The 18,139-nt window shown below is 41.6% G+C and carries 13 protein-coding genes; 11 read left to right on the top strand and 2 right to left on the bottom strand.

Annotation, left to right across the window (positions count from 1 at the left end):
- Positions 1-75 precede the first annotated feature (75 nt).
- Positions 76-825 carry a LytR/AlgR family response regulator transcription factor gene (locus U735_RS0122735; protein ID WP_051892360.1) on the bottom strand — a complete coding sequence of 250 codons (750 nt, stop codon included), beginning with the start codon at positions 823-825 and terminating at the stop codon, positions 76-78.
- A gap of 172 nt (positions 826-997) precedes the next feature.
- Positions 998-2,059: a sensor histidine kinase gene (locus tag U735_RS0122730; RefSeq protein ID WP_051892305.1), complete on the bottom strand. Its 1,062-nt coding sequence runs from the start codon at positions 2,057-2,059 to the stop codon at positions 998-1,000.
- 378 nt (positions 2,060-2,437) lie between these two features.
- Here U735_RS0122730 and U735_RS0122725 point away from each other — a divergent pair, with 378 nt between their 5' ends.
- The 11 genes from U735_RS0122725 to U735_RS25115 all read left to right on the top strand — a co-directional run bounded on the left by U735_RS0122725 (position 2,438) and on the right by U735_RS25115 (position 18,017).
- Entirely contained in the window at positions 2,438-3,610 is a 1,173-nt protein-coding gene (locus U735_RS0122725; RefSeq protein WP_031446020.1) for a DUF5009 domain-containing protein, read from the top strand.
- Positions 3,611-3,623: 13 nt separating this feature from the next.
- Complete coding sequence (locus tag U735_RS0122720) at positions 3,624-5,396, top strand: c-type cytochrome (protein ID WP_031446019.1); 1,773 nt, start codon at positions 3,624-3,626, stop codon at positions 5,394-5,396.
- A gap of 90 nt (positions 5,397-5,486) precedes the next feature.
- The gene (locus U735_RS0122715) at positions 5,487-6,461 is read left to right on the top strand and encodes an SMP-30/gluconolactonase/LRE family protein (RefSeq protein WP_198036673.1); all 975 of its coding nucleotides are present in this window, start codon (positions 5,487-5,489) and stop codon (positions 6,459-6,461) included.
- 60 nt (positions 6,462-6,521) lie between these two features.
- Complete coding sequence (locus U735_RS0122710) at positions 6,522-7,766, top strand: amidohydrolase/deacetylase family metallohydrolase (protein WP_232233318.1); 1,245 nt, start codon at positions 6,522-6,524, stop codon at positions 7,764-7,766.
- A 242-nt stretch (positions 7,767-8,008) separates the two neighbouring features.
- Positions 8,009-9,640, top strand: coding sequence for an aminotransferase class V-fold PLP-dependent enzyme (locus tag U735_RS0122700; protein WP_031446016.1), 1,632 nt, complete (start codon positions 8,009-8,011; stop codon positions 9,638-9,640).
- Between the two features lie 61 nt (positions 9,641-9,701).
- A complete protein-coding gene (locus tag U735_RS0122695; RefSeq protein WP_031446015.1) occupies positions 9,702-10,178 on the top strand; it encodes a RidA family protein in 477 nt (158 codons plus the stop codon).
- 14 nt (positions 10,179-10,192) lie between these two features.
- Entirely contained in the window at positions 10,193-11,119 is a 927-nt protein-coding gene (locus U735_RS0122690; RefSeq protein ID WP_031446014.1) for an RraA family protein, read from the top strand.
- A complete protein-coding gene (locus U735_RS25120) occupies positions 11,113-11,637 on the top strand; it encodes a nuclear transport factor 2 family protein (protein WP_051892304.1) in 525 nt (174 codons plus the stop codon). Before U735_RS0122690 ends, U735_RS25120 begins: the two co-directional genes overlap by 7 nt.
- 26 nt (positions 11,638-11,663) lie before the next feature.
- Positions 11,664-12,752 carry a bile acid:sodium symporter family protein gene (locus U735_RS0122680; RefSeq protein WP_227021008.1) on the top strand — a complete coding sequence of 363 codons (1,089 nt, stop codon included), beginning with the start codon at positions 11,664-11,666 and terminating at the stop codon, positions 12,750-12,752.
- Between the two features lie 61 nt (positions 12,753-12,813).
- Complete coding sequence (locus tag U735_RS0122675; protein ID WP_051892303.1) at positions 12,814-15,030, top strand: DUF7133 domain-containing protein; 2,217 nt, start codon at positions 12,814-12,816, stop codon at positions 15,028-15,030.
- 245 nt (positions 15,031-15,275) lie between these two features.
- A complete protein-coding gene (locus U735_RS25115; protein ID WP_051892302.1) occupies positions 15,276-18,017 on the top strand; it encodes an endo-beta-N-acetylglucosaminidase in 2,742 nt (913 codons plus the stop codon).
- Positions 18,018-18,139: the final 122 nt, after the last annotated feature.

Below are 18,139 nucleotides of genomic sequence, written 5' to 3'. Positions count from 1 at the left end.
CTTAAATTACATGATTTTCTATTTTAATATCCAAACAAACTTGTCATTGTTAGGATTTGCATCAAAGAATGGATATTATAAGCTATCTTTTTTGGGGAAGGTAAAGTTCTTGGGAGATATGGCATTATCGGAAAGAATGAATTTCTTCGCTTTTCTTAAATAGATTCTACCAATTGGGATGGATCTGTTATCTATTTCGATACTGTTTCCATCTACAGTCTTAACTTTGTCAATTGCTATGGCGTATGATTTGTGTACCCGGATAAAATTTACGGAAGGCAACTCTTCAACAATACTCGATAATGACTTATAAGCAACAAGGGAACCTGTTGTAGTATGAATTTTAATATAATCTTTTAGACTTTCAATAAATAGGATTTCATTCAAAACTACTCTTACCATTTTCTTATCCACTTTTACAAATACATGGTTGTCCAACATGGGCCGTCCATTGTTTTCATTTTTGGCCTTAAGGCGATCTACAAGCCTATTGGCCGATTTCACAAACCTGTTAAAAGGGATAGGTTTTACCAAATAATCCAGCACATCAAACTCGTAACTCTCCAAGGCATGTTCCCTATACGCCGTTGTTATTATTATTAAGGGATGATTTTTGAGGGTACGGAGAAATTCCAGTCCGTTTATTCGAGACATATTGATGTCCAAATATATAACGTCTATGCTCCCCTCTTTAATATCGGAAAGTGCATCTACCGCATTGGTATATGAATTTACAATAGTCATATAGTCAAGGGTTTTGATATACGATTCCAAAATACTTATGGCAAGGGGCTCATCATCAATTATTAGACAATTAATTTTCATGTGTTTATGTTTATTGCCTGCCTGTTCGGCAGACAGGTTTTTCAAATGTCATACCAGCCCGACAAAGTCATTCTGGCGGGTGTAACCTACGCCTGTGCCGGTATGGACAGGTTTGATGTTTAAAAATAATCATTCCTCTGTGCGTTTTAAGATTATTTTAAATATGTCTGTTTCATTTTATTGGGATTTTTAGGACCACTATATAATGACAACCTGAAGAATAGTTCTCCAGTTCAAACTGGTTTCCATATATTAATTCCAATCTCCTTTTTATGTTTATAAGTCCAATTCCGGAATTGTCGCGCGTATTATTGTTTTTTTCAAAATCATTTTTAAGGTGAAATTCCAAATGCCGCTCATTTCGTATAAATTTCATTTCCATAAATAGCTTTCCATTGCCCAATTGTCCGTGTTTGAAGCAATTTTCAACAAAGGGAAGAAAAAGAAATGGCGGAAGCATTATATCATCTACCTGTCCTATAATTTCAATATTGGAGGCTACCAGATCTTTTTTTCTTATCCTTTCCAATTCAATATAATTTTCTACATAGTTGATTTCTTTGCGAAGGGATATTTTTTTTTTGTTCAGATCATATATCATGTATTCCATGATTTCGGACAATTTTAAAACCACCTCGGCCGCTTTTTTTGATCTCTTAAGGGTAAGGGCATATAGATTGTTCAATGTATTGAAGAAGAAATGGGGTTGGATCTGGGCTTTGAGATATTTCATTTCGGTTTCGGACTGTAGCTCCAAAAGAAGGTTGTTCTTGTTCAGTTCAATAACATAATCTATAGTGAATTTAATGGCGGAGACCAGCCCGATTACATAGATCTCGCCCAGGGTAACCGTAACGATATGGTTAAAACTGAACAAGCCGTGGGCAGCCTGCACATCTGTAGCGGTGTTACTGGGAACGAGCCAATGAAAAAGGCCTATTCGAACAAAATAATGTAGCCCAAGTACAACGGAAAAAAGGGCTAGGTAGGTTTTATACCTCTTGCCTATGATGAATTTGGGAACCAAATAATAGATATTAAAATAGACGATAGCAATATGTAGCGGAAACTCTACCAGATTGGATTTGAAAGAATGCCAATAATCACCAAAATAGCTTCCCCAGCGAATGGAGTTGAAGGTAAAATATATTATCCAAAAAATAATATGGTACCTTCTAGGTATTGTAGGCCTGGCATGTTCCCCCTTTTCTTGGAGCAGCTTTTTAATTTGCATTGGATTCCCTGAAATTAGATTGTAAAATAGGGATATATGTAGTTCCAGCAAAATATTCCAAAAACAAAATTTAAACAGTTTCTATGATCAATTACCTAATTTTCAATGTAATAAATACTAATATCCATTGCAGTAGGTAGTTGATTATGAAAAGGACGCTGTTGGGATAAAAAGCGGAATGCGCATTAATAAAAATAATAACTTCGGATAACCTATAATCTATTAGATTTATCTGTCTGAATAACAAATATTTATATAATATAAGATTATTGGGAGAGGATAGTAGGTTAAAATCGGGGACGTATGGGTATTTGCCAGCAATATCCAATCTTATAATTGGAGAAGGAATACCTATAAGCCATAAAATTAATACGAAACATGAGATTGTATTCCATTGATATTTTAAGGGCACTGACCATGTTTTTCATGATTTGGGTCAATGATTTTTGGACATTGAACAACGTTCCCAAATGGTTGCTGCATGCCAAGGTCAATGAAGATTATTTAGGCTTTTCGGATATCATATTTCCCTTATTCCTGTTCATCGTAGGCTTAAGTATTCCTTTTGCCATAAAAAGTCGATTTGACAAGGGCCATAGCTTCGTGGAAATTGGTAAGCATATCATAATACGGTCTTTTTCGCTCTTATTGATCGGTCTATTTATGGTCAATTACGATACTGCCTACAATTTGGGGATTCCAATTGGAAAATATTTTTGGGGCATCTTAATGGCCCTTGCTATATTTCTTATCTGGACCGATTGGAAAAAGAGTCCTGTCTCCAGAAAATGGCAATTTCCTTTGCAGATTTTGGGTTTTCTTGTTTTACTTTTTCTCGCGATGATTTATGAAGGGGGTGGCTCAGGGGAGTACTGGATGCGACCCCAGTGGTGGGGCATACTAGGGCTTATTGGGTGGGCCTATCTGGTAAATGCGTTTATCTTTCTCCTTTCACGGGGCAATGGGACCGTGATAGTGTCCTTTTGGCTGTTATTTTATGTGCTGTCCGTTTGGAACCAAACCGATGCCGCCTTTGAACTGCAAGGGATATTCAGATATTTTTCAACTATCGTGCAGGGAACGATTCCTGCATTTACCGCCTCCGGAATGATCGCCTCCTTGGTGCTTATTAAATGGTCCGGGGCAAGTTTAAAAAAAGGGTATGTTATATTGGGTCTTTTGGGGATAACAAGCCTGGCATTTGCCATAGTTACCCGTCCTTTATGGGGCATCTCCAAATTGGGAGCTACTCCATCATGGTTGGCCATCTGTTCCGGACTGGGCTTTCTGGTTTTTGTAATTTTCCATTACCTCGCGGATCAAAAGGGGATTATCCACTGGGCAAAATTCATAGCCCCGGCGGGAACGGCAACATTAACCTGTTATATGTTGCCATACTTTATCTACCCTATAAGAAATCTAAGTACGTTCAGATTGCCACATTTCTTTAATACGGGAGTTATGGGGCTTTTGGGCTCCCTGGTTTTTGCCTATATAGTGGTTTTACTTACCGGATGGTTGGTAAAAAAAGGAATTAAACTAAAACTTTAAAATACGGATGATCATGAGAGGAACATTTTTTAAGAAGTTAATTTTCTTCCTATCAATCATAGTAATCGGTATGTTACTTAATGTAAAATGTAAGTTCAATAATGACCTTCCTGCAGCGGATAAGGACAATGGCGGACTTTATTTGCCCGGAGATTTTGAGGCGGTAGTGGTGATAGACAGTCTAAAGGGAAGGGCAAGGCACCTAACGGTAAACACCAATGGAGATATCTATGTGAAGCTGAGGTTTCCGGATTCCCTTGGGGGCAATGCTGCGCTTAGGGATACCGACAATGATGGGAAAGCGGATATTGTCAAAACTTTCGATGATTATCTGGACAGGAGCAGTTATGGAACTGAAATGAAAATTCACAATGGATATCTATATTTTAGTTCGGTTACGCGTATTTTTCGTCAAAAACTTACCAAAGATTTGGTGCCGGATACGGAGTTGGAGTTGATATTGTCCGAAACTGAACGTCCCGGACAACATGCTACCAAGCCTTTGGCCTTTGATAATCAGGGAAATATGTACACTGTTTTTGGTGCGCCTTCGGATGCTTGCCAGGTGGATGATAGGTCGCCTATGTCCCCTGGTATTTTTCCATGTCCGTTATTGGAACACAGGGCGGGCATATGGAAATTTGATGCCAACAAAAAGGGGCAGTTCCAACAGGACGGAACAAAATTTGCCACCGGACTTAGAAGTGTGGTAGGATTAAGTTGGAACAAGCAGGATAACAACCTGTATGCCGTGGTTCATGGTCGCGATTACCTCCACAATACCTGGCCAAGGGAATTTACTGCCTGGGAAGGTGCGGTCTTGCCCTCAGAGGTCTTCCTAAGACTTAGGGAAGGGGACGATGCCGGTTGGCCCTACCATTATTATGATCAGATCAAGAAAGGCTATTATCTTAATCCAGAGTATGGGGGCGATGGGGAAAAGCAGGGCGACATAAGTAAACTTACAGAGCCTGTAGTGGGTTTTCCGGGTCATTTTGCCCCCAATGACCTCCTGTTTTATGAAGGCGACCAATTTCCGGATCGATACAGGAACGGGGCATTTATAGCCTTTCATGGGTCTACCAGTAGTTCCCCTTATCCACAATCCGGTTATTTTGTAGGCTTTGTACCCATGCAAAATGGTATTCCTACGGGGCCATGGGAGGTATTTGCTGACGGTTTTGCGGGCAGGGATACCGTGGCGAACACTAGTGAAGCCAAATATAGGCCTATGGGATTGGCCGTTGGGCCAGACGGATCATTGTATGTTTCCGATTCCAAAATGGGAAAAATATGGAGAATTATGTACAAGGGGAACAAAGCGGATTTTGGGAGTTCCCAGCTTGCTGCCATGGATAAAAGAAAAAGGACCGCTACTAATATAAAGACACCTGATGAAAAAGAGGATATACTCGTTCCCGATGGATATTTTGGGGAAGTAGAGGAGGATAAATTGTCCAAAGGCGGCCAACTGTACAATATTTTTTGTTCGGTCTGCCACCAAAGGGACGGGAAGGGCAATGAGCGTTTTCCACCTTTGGACAATTCGGAATGGGTCCTAGGGGATAAAACGAAATTGATCAATGTTATCCTTCAAGGGCTTAGGGGAGAGATAATGGTGAAAGGGAAGTCCTATAACAATGCCATGCCCAAATTGCATATGTTGAAGGACGAAGAAATTTCTGCGATTTTGACTTTTATAAGACAGAATTTTGGCAACAATGCCTCACCTATTGAACCCGAGGAAGTTGCGAATGTTAGAGAGACCGTTCCCAATGGCTCTTGAGACACCATAAAAGAAATACCAACTTCTATATGCGGTCAAAATGAATAAACCGTATTTTAGATATTAGAAGAGATTTTAAACAAAAACCGCATGAAATACCAACTAAGTCCATTTATAAAATTCAATCTATCCGTGATATGTCTACTGCTAATGGTCACCGGATGTAAGGACAAACAGCCAAAGGATACGCCAATGATACCTGGTGAAATTGTCCAAGAGGCAAATTCGTCCTTGTACCATAGTTCCCAATTTACCAAACCTTCCGGTTTCCCATCGGGTATCGAAGGTCCTGCGGTAGACGCCAATGGAATTTTATACGCCGTTAATTTTGAAATACCAGGAACCATAGGACAGGTAGTTCCTCAAGGAATGGCCTCCTTATTTGTGAATTTGCCAGAAGGCAGCATAGGCAATGGGATCCGTTTTAACAGCAAAGGTGAAATGTTCATAGCAGATTATACAAAGCATAACATTTTAAAAGTGGATATGGACACCAAAGAGATCAGCGTTTTTGCCCATAACGGGGATATGAACCAGCCCAATGATATTGCAATAATGGACAACGATATTCTTTTTGCCAGTGATCCTGACTGGAAGAATTCCAAAGGGCAGATCTGGAGAATCGATACCGAGGGAAAAATAACCCTATTGGAAGGGGATATGGGTACCACCAACGGAATTGAGGTTAGTCCGGATAATAGGACTCTATATGTAAACGAATCGGTACAGCGCAATGTTTGGGCATACGACCTTTCTCCTACTGGGTATATAAGCAATAAACGTCTTCTTATCAAATTTGAAGATTTCGGAATGGATGGCATGCGCACTGATGTGAAGGGCAATCTGTACATCACTCGGCATGGCAAAGGAACTGTGGTGAAGGTATCTCCCGAAGGCAAAATTCTACAGGAAGTCCAGTTAAAGGGTAAAACCCCTTCCAATATTGCCTTTGGAGGAAAGGACGGCACTATGGCCTTTGTAACCCTTCAGGACAACGGCAATTTTGAAGCCTTTGAAACGGAACATCCGGGGAGGGAATTTATTATGATGGACAAGAGCAAATGATTTTATAAATCCCATAATAATAACAATTACTATAAAACCAACATTAAAAAATTTAAACGTGTGAAAAGCAATCTGAAAATCTATATTGTATCTATAGCAATACTATTCCTTTCAAAATCGGTTCTTGGACAAGAATATGATTTGTTGATTAAGAATGGGACACTGATAGATACCAAAAGTGAAATCAACAAAAAAATGGACGTCGCTATTTTGAATGGCAAAATAGTTGAAATTGCCAGAAGCATTTCAGAAAAAAAGGCGAAAACGGTTATAGACGCCATTAATATGTTGGTAACCCCTGGTCTTTTGGATATACATGGCCATGTCTTTTATGGTACGGACGAAAATGGTATGTACAGCGGTGGTATGAGCAGTGTAGCCCCGGATAATTTCACCTTCCGTACCGGGGTTACCACTATAGTGGACGCCGGAAGTTCGGGATGGAGAAATTTTCATATTTTCAAAAAACAGACTATTAACAATTCAAAAACAAGGGTTTTGGCCTTTTTGAATATTGTTGGTTCCGGAATGAAAGGAGGTGTCGTGGAACAGGATGTTAACGATATGGATCCCAAATTGACGGCAAAAACGGTAAAAAGCAATCCAGAATTAGTGGGGGTTAAATTGGCACATTACGAAGGCTATGAATGGGATCCTTTGGAAAGAGCTGTAGAAGCAGGCGTTATTGCCAATGTACCGGTAATGGTGGATTTTGGAGGCAGTAAACCAGCCCTATCGTTGAAAACCCTTTTCCTGGAAAAATTAAGGCCAGGCGATATTTTTACCCATGCTTATGCTTCTTTAAATAGTAGGGGAAAAGTGGTAGATAACAATGGTAATGTAGAGCCCTTTGTTTTTGAGGCCCAGAAAAAGGGAATTATCTTCGATGTGGGACACGGCGGAGGGAGTTTTGCATTTGAACAGGCCATGCCGGCAATGAATCAGGGTTTTAAACCAAATTCCATAAGTACGGACTTGCACATAGGGAGTATGAACGGAGGGATGAAGGACATACTAAATATCATGTCCAAATTTTTAAATATGAATATGGCATTGCCCGAGGTTATTGCAAGTGTTACCTGGAATCCTGCACAGTATATACATAGGCCGGAACTTGGACATTTGGAGGTAGGCGCCATTGCCGATGTGGCCGTTTTAAGTATTAGACAGGGCCAGTTTGGTTTTATGGATACCAAGGGGGTAAAGATCATGGGCAACCAAAAATTGGAATGCGAACTTACTATCAAGGATGGGGAAGTTGTTTACGATCTAAACGGACTTTCAGGTAAAAATTGGAAGGACTAATAAACTGTTTGAATTTTGGTTAGGGGGGTAGGATTATTGTGATCTTTTCCCGTATGGACCAAGTTAGTTCTAAAATTTACAGTACAGTAACAACAATTAAAGGAATGGCCGTGTTAGGGATGGAGAAATTTTCTTATATTCAAAAACCGTGGGCCAATGGCACTCTTAAAGTAATATAGTATTGGACAATGTACTGGTTTGGGAGATAGAATTATAATTGAAACGGAACAAAAAAAACAAGTATGAATCGTAGGGAAATAATTAAACAGCTGGGTGTTGTTCCCATTGCAGGGAGTTTAATGGCCAGTGAAACCATGTTCGGGAGTACCTTTGGCACAACGGGGCCTTTGGCGCGAGGACCATACTCCGCTGGGCAAAGTATTTTTGAATCTATTGGTGTGGATACCATCATCAACTGTCGCGGTACCTTTACCATTTTGGGAGGTTCAACGGAACGTCCTGAAGTATTGAAGGCCATGGAGGCAGCTACAGGCTATTTTGTGCAGTACGATGAATTGGCCTTCGGCATAGGACGCCGCTTGGCGGAACTCACCAAGGCGCCATGGGGAATGGTCTCATCGGGATGTGCCGCAGGTATGAAACACGTAACCGCGGCCTGTGTAACAGGGGGCAATCCGGAAAAGTTGATCAGGATTCCCAACTTGGAGGGTTTTGAGAAAAATGAGGTCATTATTCCGCGTAGCTCCAGAAATGTTTATGACCAGGCCATTCGCAATATAGGGGTCAAGGTAATTATGGTGGAAACTCCCGAGGAATTGGAGCGGGCCATTAATTCCAGAACGGCAATGATCTATATAATGACCGGAAGAGATAATGAAACGGGAAGGCCGCTTTCCCTAGAAGTGATCAGTGGGATTGCCAAATCAAAGAACATCCCTATTTTGGCCGATGCGGCTGCGGAGAATTTGAGTATTCCCTGTGTGCATCTGGAAAGGGGCGCTACCGTAGTGGCCTATAGCGGCGGCAAAGCAATATGCGGACCACAATGTGCCGGCCTTTTATTGGGGGATAAGGATATATTGATGGCAGCCTGGCAGGCCAGTTCCCCACACCATGGCCCGGGAAGGGACAATAAGGTAGGGAAGGAGGAAATGCTGGGAATGTTGGCGGCCGTAGAGGCCTGGACCACCAGGGACCATGATAAGGAGTGGGACACTTGGATGTCCTGGTTGGAGGAAATTTCTTCAAAACTCACCAAAATAGAGGGAATAAGCACTGAAGTACAATTGCCGACGAGTTTGGATAATAGGGCCCCTAGACTCATCCTGAAATGGGATCCGGACAAGCTTCATATTACCGGGGAAGAAATTGCCGAGGATGTGGCACGCAACAGACCAAGGATAGCCATTGGAGGCAGATCTTCAGAGGACGCGACAACAACCATATCCATTACCCCAAGTCAAATGAGACCGGGAAATGCCAAGTTGGTGGCCAACCGACTTTATGATATATTATCGGCAGAGCGTGAGCCTCGATCGGACAAGATGGCCCAGGCAAGTGTTAACATTACAGGGCATTGGAAAGTGGAGATGGAGTTTTTTACCTCCAAGAGTACCCATAAATTTTTCTTGGAACAGGAAGGGAATTGGATCAAGGGAACTCATACCAGTGATTATGGCATGCAGGAAATGGCCGGAATGATAGAGGGAGAAGAGGTGAAACTTAAGAGTCATTTTAACGTTCCAGGAAACTCCATCCATTATTGGTTTTCGGGAAAAGTATCCAACGGAGTCTTTAGTGGGACTGTTTTTTTGGGCGAATACCTTACTGCCAAGTTTACTGCCAAACAGCTGGATTATAAAGTGGAACATAAAAAAATTAGCGTTCCGGGAGGTCCTCCCTTGGCCACTTAGAAATTGGAGACGAAAACATAAGTAATAATCGATAAGCAATTAAATCATAAATTTTTAAACCATGGAAAACAAAACAACAAGAAGAGCATCTTTCAAAAAATTAGGAATGGGTTTGGCAGCTATGTTCGGAATAGGTGCTGCGGCCAGGGCAATGGACGGAGGTTCAAAACCAAAAAAGGAAGTAGTGGGAGACATCGTCATGGATCAGGATATACCATTGTTTTCAGGAGGGGTAAAACATGGAAACACCCTTTATATAGCTGGCAAAGGGGCACACGTGGAACCTTATGAGATAAAGGCACATACGGAGATTGTTTTGCAGGAGTTGGAAAAGGAGCTCAAAAAGCATGGTTCTTCCATGGAAAAGGTTTTGAAAGTGAATGTGTATTTGGCCGATTTGGCGGATTATAAGGGAATGAACGAAGTGTTCAGGGGCCGTTTTGGACCAAATCCTCCAGTAAGGACCACAGTGGCCACCTACGGGGGCGTTCCTGGAAATTCTTTGGTTGAAATGGACTGTATAGCTGCACTGGACTAAAAGATTTAAAAATTATGAGGTTCAATATTATTTTACAGATTCTTTGTTTTTTTGTGTTGAATTCCGTCGTTTTTGGACAGACCATTCCCAAGGAGGAATTGATTTTCCTGACCTCCGAATGGAAAGGGGAACGCTTTGATGACGGCCGCCCTAAAATTCCGGACGATCTTTTGGAACGGGCAAAAAAAATTGGGATCGATGATGCATGGACCGTCCTGGAAAACGAAGGATATAAAAATCAGTTCGAAGGCAATTGGAAAATGGTACACGATGAGGTTCCAGTTGTAGGTAGGGCACTTACCGCCTTGTTTATGCCCAGTAGGCCCGATGTGGAGAAAAGCATTAAGGAAAGGGGTATAAATTCCCAAGGGAGAAAGGGCAACACCAATTCATGGCCCATTGAAGTGCTCACCAAAGGTGACGTATATGTGGCCGATAGTTTTGGCAAGATCGATGCGGGTACACTGATGGGGGCTACCCTGGCAACTTCTATTTATAGCAAGTCCGGAAACGGAGTGGTTTTTAATGGTAGTGCAAGGGATTTGGAGAGTATAAGCAAAATCGAAGGCTTCAATGCCTTTGTACGTGATTTTCACCCCTCTTTTTTGGAGGAAGAAGTGCTAATGGGACTCAACACCCCCATAAGGATAGGGCAGGTAATGGTTTTGCCGGGAGATCTTGTCCTGGCAAAAAGGGAGGGAGTATTGTTCATTCCCGCACATTTGGCCGAACAGGTAGTGGGCACCGCAGAATTTGTAGCCCTTAAGGACCAGTTTGGTTTTGAAATGGTGAAGTCCAAGAAATATTCCACTGGAGAGATAGACAATGATTGGAACGAACAGCTAAAAAAGGAATTTTTTGCCTGGTTGGACAAACATCCGGAATTGGTAAAAATGTCCAAGGAGACTTTGAATAAGATATTAAGCAAAAGGACATGGTAATCGGAGGAAATACATGGATAAAGCGTGTAAGTAGCAGCTGGATATTACCCATTTTTGCCTTGTTAATTTTGATGGGGTGCAAACAAAATGTTGATCCACCCAAGTCCCAATCAACAGCAGACATGATGGAGGAAGGACAAGGTTTGATTACAATCGACGAAGTTCAGCGCACCGTGTCCACCTTTAATGAAGCCATGGTAAATCCGAGCACAGAACTCATGGACAGCTTATGCGCTGATGAGCTCACCTATGGGCATTCCAGTGGGCTGATCCAGAACAAGGCAGCGTTTATAGATGATATAGTGAATGGGCCATTCGATTTTTTGTCTTTGGAAGCTGCTGATCAGACCATCACTATTTCTGGTAATACGGCAATAGTTCGCCATATTTTTTTGGCCAAGGGCACCAACGCCGGCGAACCTGCAGATGTCCGTATAGGAAATACACAGGTTTACCAAAAAGCCCGCGATGGGGCACTTAAACTTTTGGCCAGACAGGCTTACAAGTTGCCCAATTAAAACTAAACCACCTAAACTGACCAATTTTGAAAAAACCAACTATTTATTCCATATGCCTTGGTATGGCCGCTATATTGCTGCTAGTAATTTTAGGCATGATCTTTTCACAAAATTTAGAAAGGGCAGGTCTTTTAATAATGGCCTTTTTTGCACTGCTGGCCCTTGGCTTCAGTGGGTATAAATCTTTGAACAGCTATGTTTTTACCGCCTCTATATTTGCCGGGGTAGCCCTAGCTCTTTATTATCCACAGTATTTTCTTCAGATAGGCGATTTTAAGCTTACTGGGCTGATCATACCCTTGATCCAACTTATTATGTTCGGTATGGGAACCTCTATGAGGATTAGTGATTTTGCCGAGGTTGTCAAGGCACCTAAAGGCGTTATGGTCGGGGTCACTGCACAGTTGGGCATAATGCCGATAATGGGCTTTGTGCTGGCAAAATTTAGTAATTTCCCTCCCGAGATTGCCGCAGGAATCGTGCTGATAGGGTGTTCCCCCAGTGGGGTGGCATCTAACGTAATGGCCTATTTGGCGAAGGCCAATCTGGCCCTTTCCATCACCATTACTTCTATCTCAACACTTCTTGCACCTTTCGTTACCCCACTTTTAATGAAGTTATTGGCAGGGGAATTTATAGAGATAGATGTGATGGATATGATGTGGAGTATAATAAAGATGATTATTTTACCTCTGGGAGCAGGCATTCTCTTAAATCAATTGCGAGGGGACAAGGGAAAATGGCTGGACCAAGCACTTCCGGTAATTTCCATGTTGGGCATTGGGCTTATAATCGTTGTAATAACCGCTGCAGGTAGGGATAGCCTGTTGGATATAGGCGGAATCTTAATGTTGTTGGTACTCATACATAACTTATTTGGCTACACGCTAGGGTATTGGTATGCCCGACTATTGCGTTTGAATGAGCAGGATTCACGTACCATTGCTTTGGAGGTGGGCATGCAGAACGGGGGCCTTGCTTCGGGCATCGCAAATTCCTTGGGTAAGATAGCCACTATGGGTCTGGCACCGGCCGTATTTGGACCCTTGATGAATATTACCGGGTCTATTTTAGCCTCCTATTGGCATAAGAGACCTCCGAAAGAAGGCCAGTGATCTAAATATTAAAGTTAAATTTGGCCAAACTAGAAATATTTGAATAACAAGTTGATTAGTTATGAATAAAATTTGTGCGTTCCTACTTCTTGTGGGCATTGTTGGTTGTGGTAAAAAGGAATACAAGGATAAAATTTATGTAAAACCCGAAATTGTAAGGGAAGCCCCGTCGGATTTTCTTTCTCCCGAGGAAAGTATGGAAAAGTTCTACCTGCCCGAGGGCTATAAGATTGAGTTGGTAGCTAGCGAACCTATGGTAAATGAGCCTGTAGCTATTGCCTGGGATGGGAACGGCAAGATGTATGTAGCCCAAATGGACACCTATATGCAAAATGTGGACGCGCTTGGGGAAGATGAACCCATTAGTCAGATTAAACTCTTGTTAGATTTGGATGGGGATGGAAAAATGGACAAGAGCACCGTTTTTATAGATAGTCTTCTTTTGCCAAGAATGATTTTGCCACTTGATGACCGACTTATCGTAAATGAAACCTACTCCTATGATCTATGGAGTTATAGGGATACCAATAACGACGGAGTGGCGGACGAAAAGATTAGGGTTTATGAAAATCCAAAAAGAAGGGGAGGAAACCTGGAGCACCAGCAGAGTGGTCTGGTTTGGAACTTGGACAATTGGGTATATACCACCTATAACCCATTACGGTTCAGGTTCAATAAGGACGGGATAAAAGTAGATTCCTTGGTAGATGGTTCCAGTGGGCAATGGGGTCTAACCCAGGACGATCTTGGAAATATGTATTATTCTTCTGCGGGTGGAGAAACAGCCGCCTATGGTTTTCAAGTTCCTCCTATCTACGGTGAAGTAAATTTGGAAGGGCAAATTTCAGAAGGCTTTATGGAGCCATGGCCAGTTGTTGGAACGCCTGATGTTCAGGGTGGGGCCAAATTAAGATTGAAGGAAGATGGTACCTTAAATAAATTTACCGGTGTGGCAGGCCAAGAAATATTTAGAGGCGATAAATTACCTCCATCCACTTATGGGGATCTCTTTATTCCGGAACCGGTGGGCAGATTGATCCGTAGGGCAAAAATAAAAAATGAGAACGGTAAAAAAGTGTTGTACAATGCCTACGACCAAGCCGAGTTTTTGGCGTCTACAGATTTGAACTTTAGACCGGTCCAAGCGCAAACAGGACCAGATGGGAGCCTTTATATAGTTGATATGTACCGTGGTATAATTCAAGAAGGCAACTGGACCAGGGAAGGCAGTCATTTACGACCCGTTATTCTGCGTAAAGGTTTGGATAAGAATATTGGAAGAGGTAGGATATATCGTATTGTCCATGAAGAGATGGAACCTAGTGGAAAACCCAAGCTTTTGGATAAGTCCGCTGAGGAGCTGGTCGATTACTTGGGACACCCCAATGGTTGGTATAGGAATACGGCCCAAAAGCTGATCATTTTAAAAGGGGATATGGGTATTGTACCCAAGCTAAAGGAATTGGCAAGGGACAACGAGTCTTTTTGGACGGACAACTTTGGGGATAGGGACTATCCCATTGAAAGGATCCATGCCCTTTGGACCTTAGAAGGACTTGGGGTTGTAGACAAGGAGTTGATACTTGAAAAGCTTAAGGATGCTGATCCCAGGGTTCGTATTACGGCGATAAGACTGAGTGAAGAATTTTTGAAGAAAGAAGATCAAGAAATAATGCAGGCCTTGGCCAAATTGCAAAAGGACAGCGATATCAATGTCGTCAATCAATTAGTATTGAGTTTAAGATATTCCAAAAGTGCAGAAAGCTCCAATATCTTAAGTTCTGTACAAGAAGAATATGCAGACAATGAGCTGGTAGCTGCCTCTGTTGATCTGGGTTTAAAAGCAAAGGATTCAGATTTACTACAATTAAAGCATAGGCTGGCCAATAAAAGCAATGGTCATAAATGGAGGGCTTTGGATGGCTACGATATTTATAAACAGACCTGTGTTACCTGCCATGGTTCCGATTTAAAAGGGGTTCCCAATGGCGAAAATTCCTTGATCGCACCATCTTTAATTGGATCGCCAAGAGTTATGGGCGATAAGGAAGTACTCGTTAAAATTCTTTTAAACGGACTTACCGGACCTATAGACGGTAAGGAATACGGCATAATGTTGCCAATGGGAAGTAACGATGATGATTGGATAGGCCATGTGGCCACCTACATTCGTTCCATGAACGACACGACTATGGTCCATGAAAATGAGGTTAGGGACATCCGTGCCAAAAGCACGGAAAGGAATAGCTATTGGACGTTACAGGAGCTGTTGAAATAGCATTAAATAGTATATTCCAAATTTAGAGATGGAATAATTAAAAATTGTGCATCTATAAAGTACTTTTTTTACGGAATTGATAGTTCAAAAAATAGACGTTGGAGTTTTCGCGCTGGTTGTTCATCGAAAATTTGAGGATACTTAACGATTATTCCCTTAACTTATAAACAAACGAAACTATGTCACTTGAAGTGAAAAGGTTTAACCTTTAACCAAAGTGCTAGTTTATTAAAAATCCCCTAAAAATGAAAGCACAACTACTCAATTTACTCTTTTTCTTACTGTTAAGCTTATTCTTACTGCCATCTGCCAAGGCACAAATAGAAGGTGGATCGCCTCCCTATGTCCTTAATGTGGACCAATTGAAAAATTGGAGTCCAACGGCTCCAACCGCAAATGCCAATAACATTGCATCAGTACCTCTTGCCCAACGGTTCACCGCTACCAATAGCCAACTGAATCCAAATCTAAGTAACGATATCAAAGTGCTATCAGCTCCGGATGGGATAAATAATTTGGGCAATTATATGACGGAACAAAGTAAGTTTAACCTATTTAATTTCAGTCATTGGCAGTACATTGATGTATTGAACTGGTTTGGAGGTACGGCTTCCCAGAATATAGTTATGCCATCCGCTCCTTGGGTAAATGCAGCACACAAGAACGGGGTTAAGGTAATAGGATCGGTATTTTTTGCACCTACTGCGTGGGGTGGAAATTCTGCGGTTATAGACAATTTCATGGAACAGGATGCCAATGGCAATTATATTGCAGCGGACAAACTGATCGAAATTGCCTTATATTATGGTTTTGACGGATGGCTTTTTAATCAGGAAACCTCCACCTCCTTAGCTGTCGCAACCGCCATGCGAACATTTATGGCCTATCTTCAGGAAAATAAACCGGAGGAAATGGAGATACATTGGTACGATGCCATGATAGAAACGGGACCTGTTATATGGCAAAATCAATTAAATTCTTTGAACGATGCCTATCTGCAAGATCTGGAAAACCTCAAGAGAACTTCAGATGCTATGTTTACAAATTACAATTGGAATTCGGCCTATGTCCAGAATTCCTCTAATTATACTACTGTACTGGGAAGAAGTAAATTTGATGTTTACATGGGAGCAGATCTTTGGCCTGATAGAAATGCCCAACCCGTCTTTGACGATGTAACCTGGATAGATCAAATATTCAATAACGGAAATCTATCAGATCCCCTTACCTCCATAGCTCTTTTCGCTACCAATTTCACTTATGCCAAATTTAACAATTATAGAGACGACCCCAATGACGTTCAAAATTTCTATGACACGGAAAGAAGATTTTTTTCAGGGGATGATGGTGATATAGATATGGTAGATGTTTCTGGAAAATGGAAAGGAATGGGCCATTATATTCCCGCCAAATCTGTTATTATTAAACTACCCTTTAAAACCAGTTTTAATACGGGTCACGGCAGACTGTTTGCCAACAATGGTGTTGAAACGGTTAGAGACTGGCACGATATGGGCAAGCAGGACATACTCCCAACTTGGCAATTTTCCTTAACTGGTAACAGCCCTTTAATTCCTAATTTTGATTTTTCCCAGGCTTTTGATGGGGGTTCATCGATAAATATTTCTGGGAGTCTTAATGCCGGTGACATTAATCGCCTTAAACTTTATAAGACAAAACTGGGTATTTCAGCCAATACTAAAATTGACTTAACTTTTAAAATGGGTGCAATACTGCCTAGTAATACCAAGCTTATGTTGTCTTTTTCCGATGACCCCAATAGTTTTGTAAGCTTCGACTTGGGAGATAGTCCAGATAGCGGCTGGTCTACAAAGAGAATTGATTTGGGACAATATAATGCTCAGGAGATAGCGGTTATTGGCTTGGAGATGTCGTCTCCAACCGCCGTAAGTGATTTTAGCATTAACATTGGACAGATCAAAGTCGAAAATGACAATTCACCGGCTCCAATTGCTGGCTTTTCATCAGATCGTACGACTGCCGTGGTGGGGGATAACATAGCTTTTGCAGATCAGTCTTCGGACAGTCCCACGACTTGGTCTTGGACATTTGAGGGTGGAATTCCTGCCGCTAGTAACCTTCAGAACCCAGTAGTAGAATATCATACCCCAGGTGATTATGATGTGAGTTTGAGAGTGGCCAATATTGCCGGGGAAGATGAACTCCTTAAGACTGGCTATATAACCATTCTAGCGGAGGATACCGAGGTAGATCATTCCGATTTTGGTGGTATTATTACGGCACGGTCCGAAAAGAATGAGGGCGAAAGCCGATATAGGGCTTTTGACAATAGATACACACCCAATGATTTTTCCAAATGGGTCGATGCTTCTGGAATACCTAAAAATGATGATCCCTCGTGGATACAAATAGAGTTCCCTGAGGCTAAAATTGTAAATAAACTGGCCTTGATAAGCTCCGATGATAATTTGGGTACAGATCCTCAAAAAATTCTTTTAGTAGCGTCCAATGATGGGGTGAATTACGATGAATTGACAAAACAGAACGGAATAGATTTCACCTCCCGTTATGAAAGAATCGAATGGACCTTCCCCAATACCACATCCTATACGCATTACAAATTGGTAATTGCCAAGAATGATGACAATCAACCGGAAACACAATTGGCAGAGATCCAGTTGTTGGGACCTGCAGGCAGCAACAGTGCCTCTTCGGGAGCTGTGGCTTTAAAAATGTCGACTTTCAGTTTTGGCCCACCAATGGAGGAAACAGGTTCGGTGCTGTTATTTCCAAATCCATCCACCTCTACAATCCGAATGACTGGAGAAGGAATAAGTCCTAATTCTAGTTGGGATGTATATACACATACAGGTATTTTCGTTAGAAGCATGACAGGTACCGATGGTAATGAAATGAATGTTGAGGATATGGCCAATGGTATGTATTATATCATGGGGCATGATGATCTAGGGGAGGTTTTGGTGAAGCGCTTTATCAAAAATTAAATCCGAAAAATAAGTACTTTAAACATTTAAGATAAGCCCAATCCCTTCGTTGTAGGGATTGGGTTTTATTTAGTTATTGGATGAAAGTATTTACTTTGAATTCGATCTTCAGATTGAAGAAG

The organism is Arenibacter algicola (assembly GCF_000733925.1).
Classification (GTDB): Bacteria; Bacteroidota; Bacteroidia; order Flavobacteriales; family Flavobacteriaceae; genus Arenibacter; species Arenibacter algicola.
The sequence above is the reverse complement of the archived record's forward strand: the minus strand, read 5'-3'. Positions and strand labels throughout refer to the sequence as shown.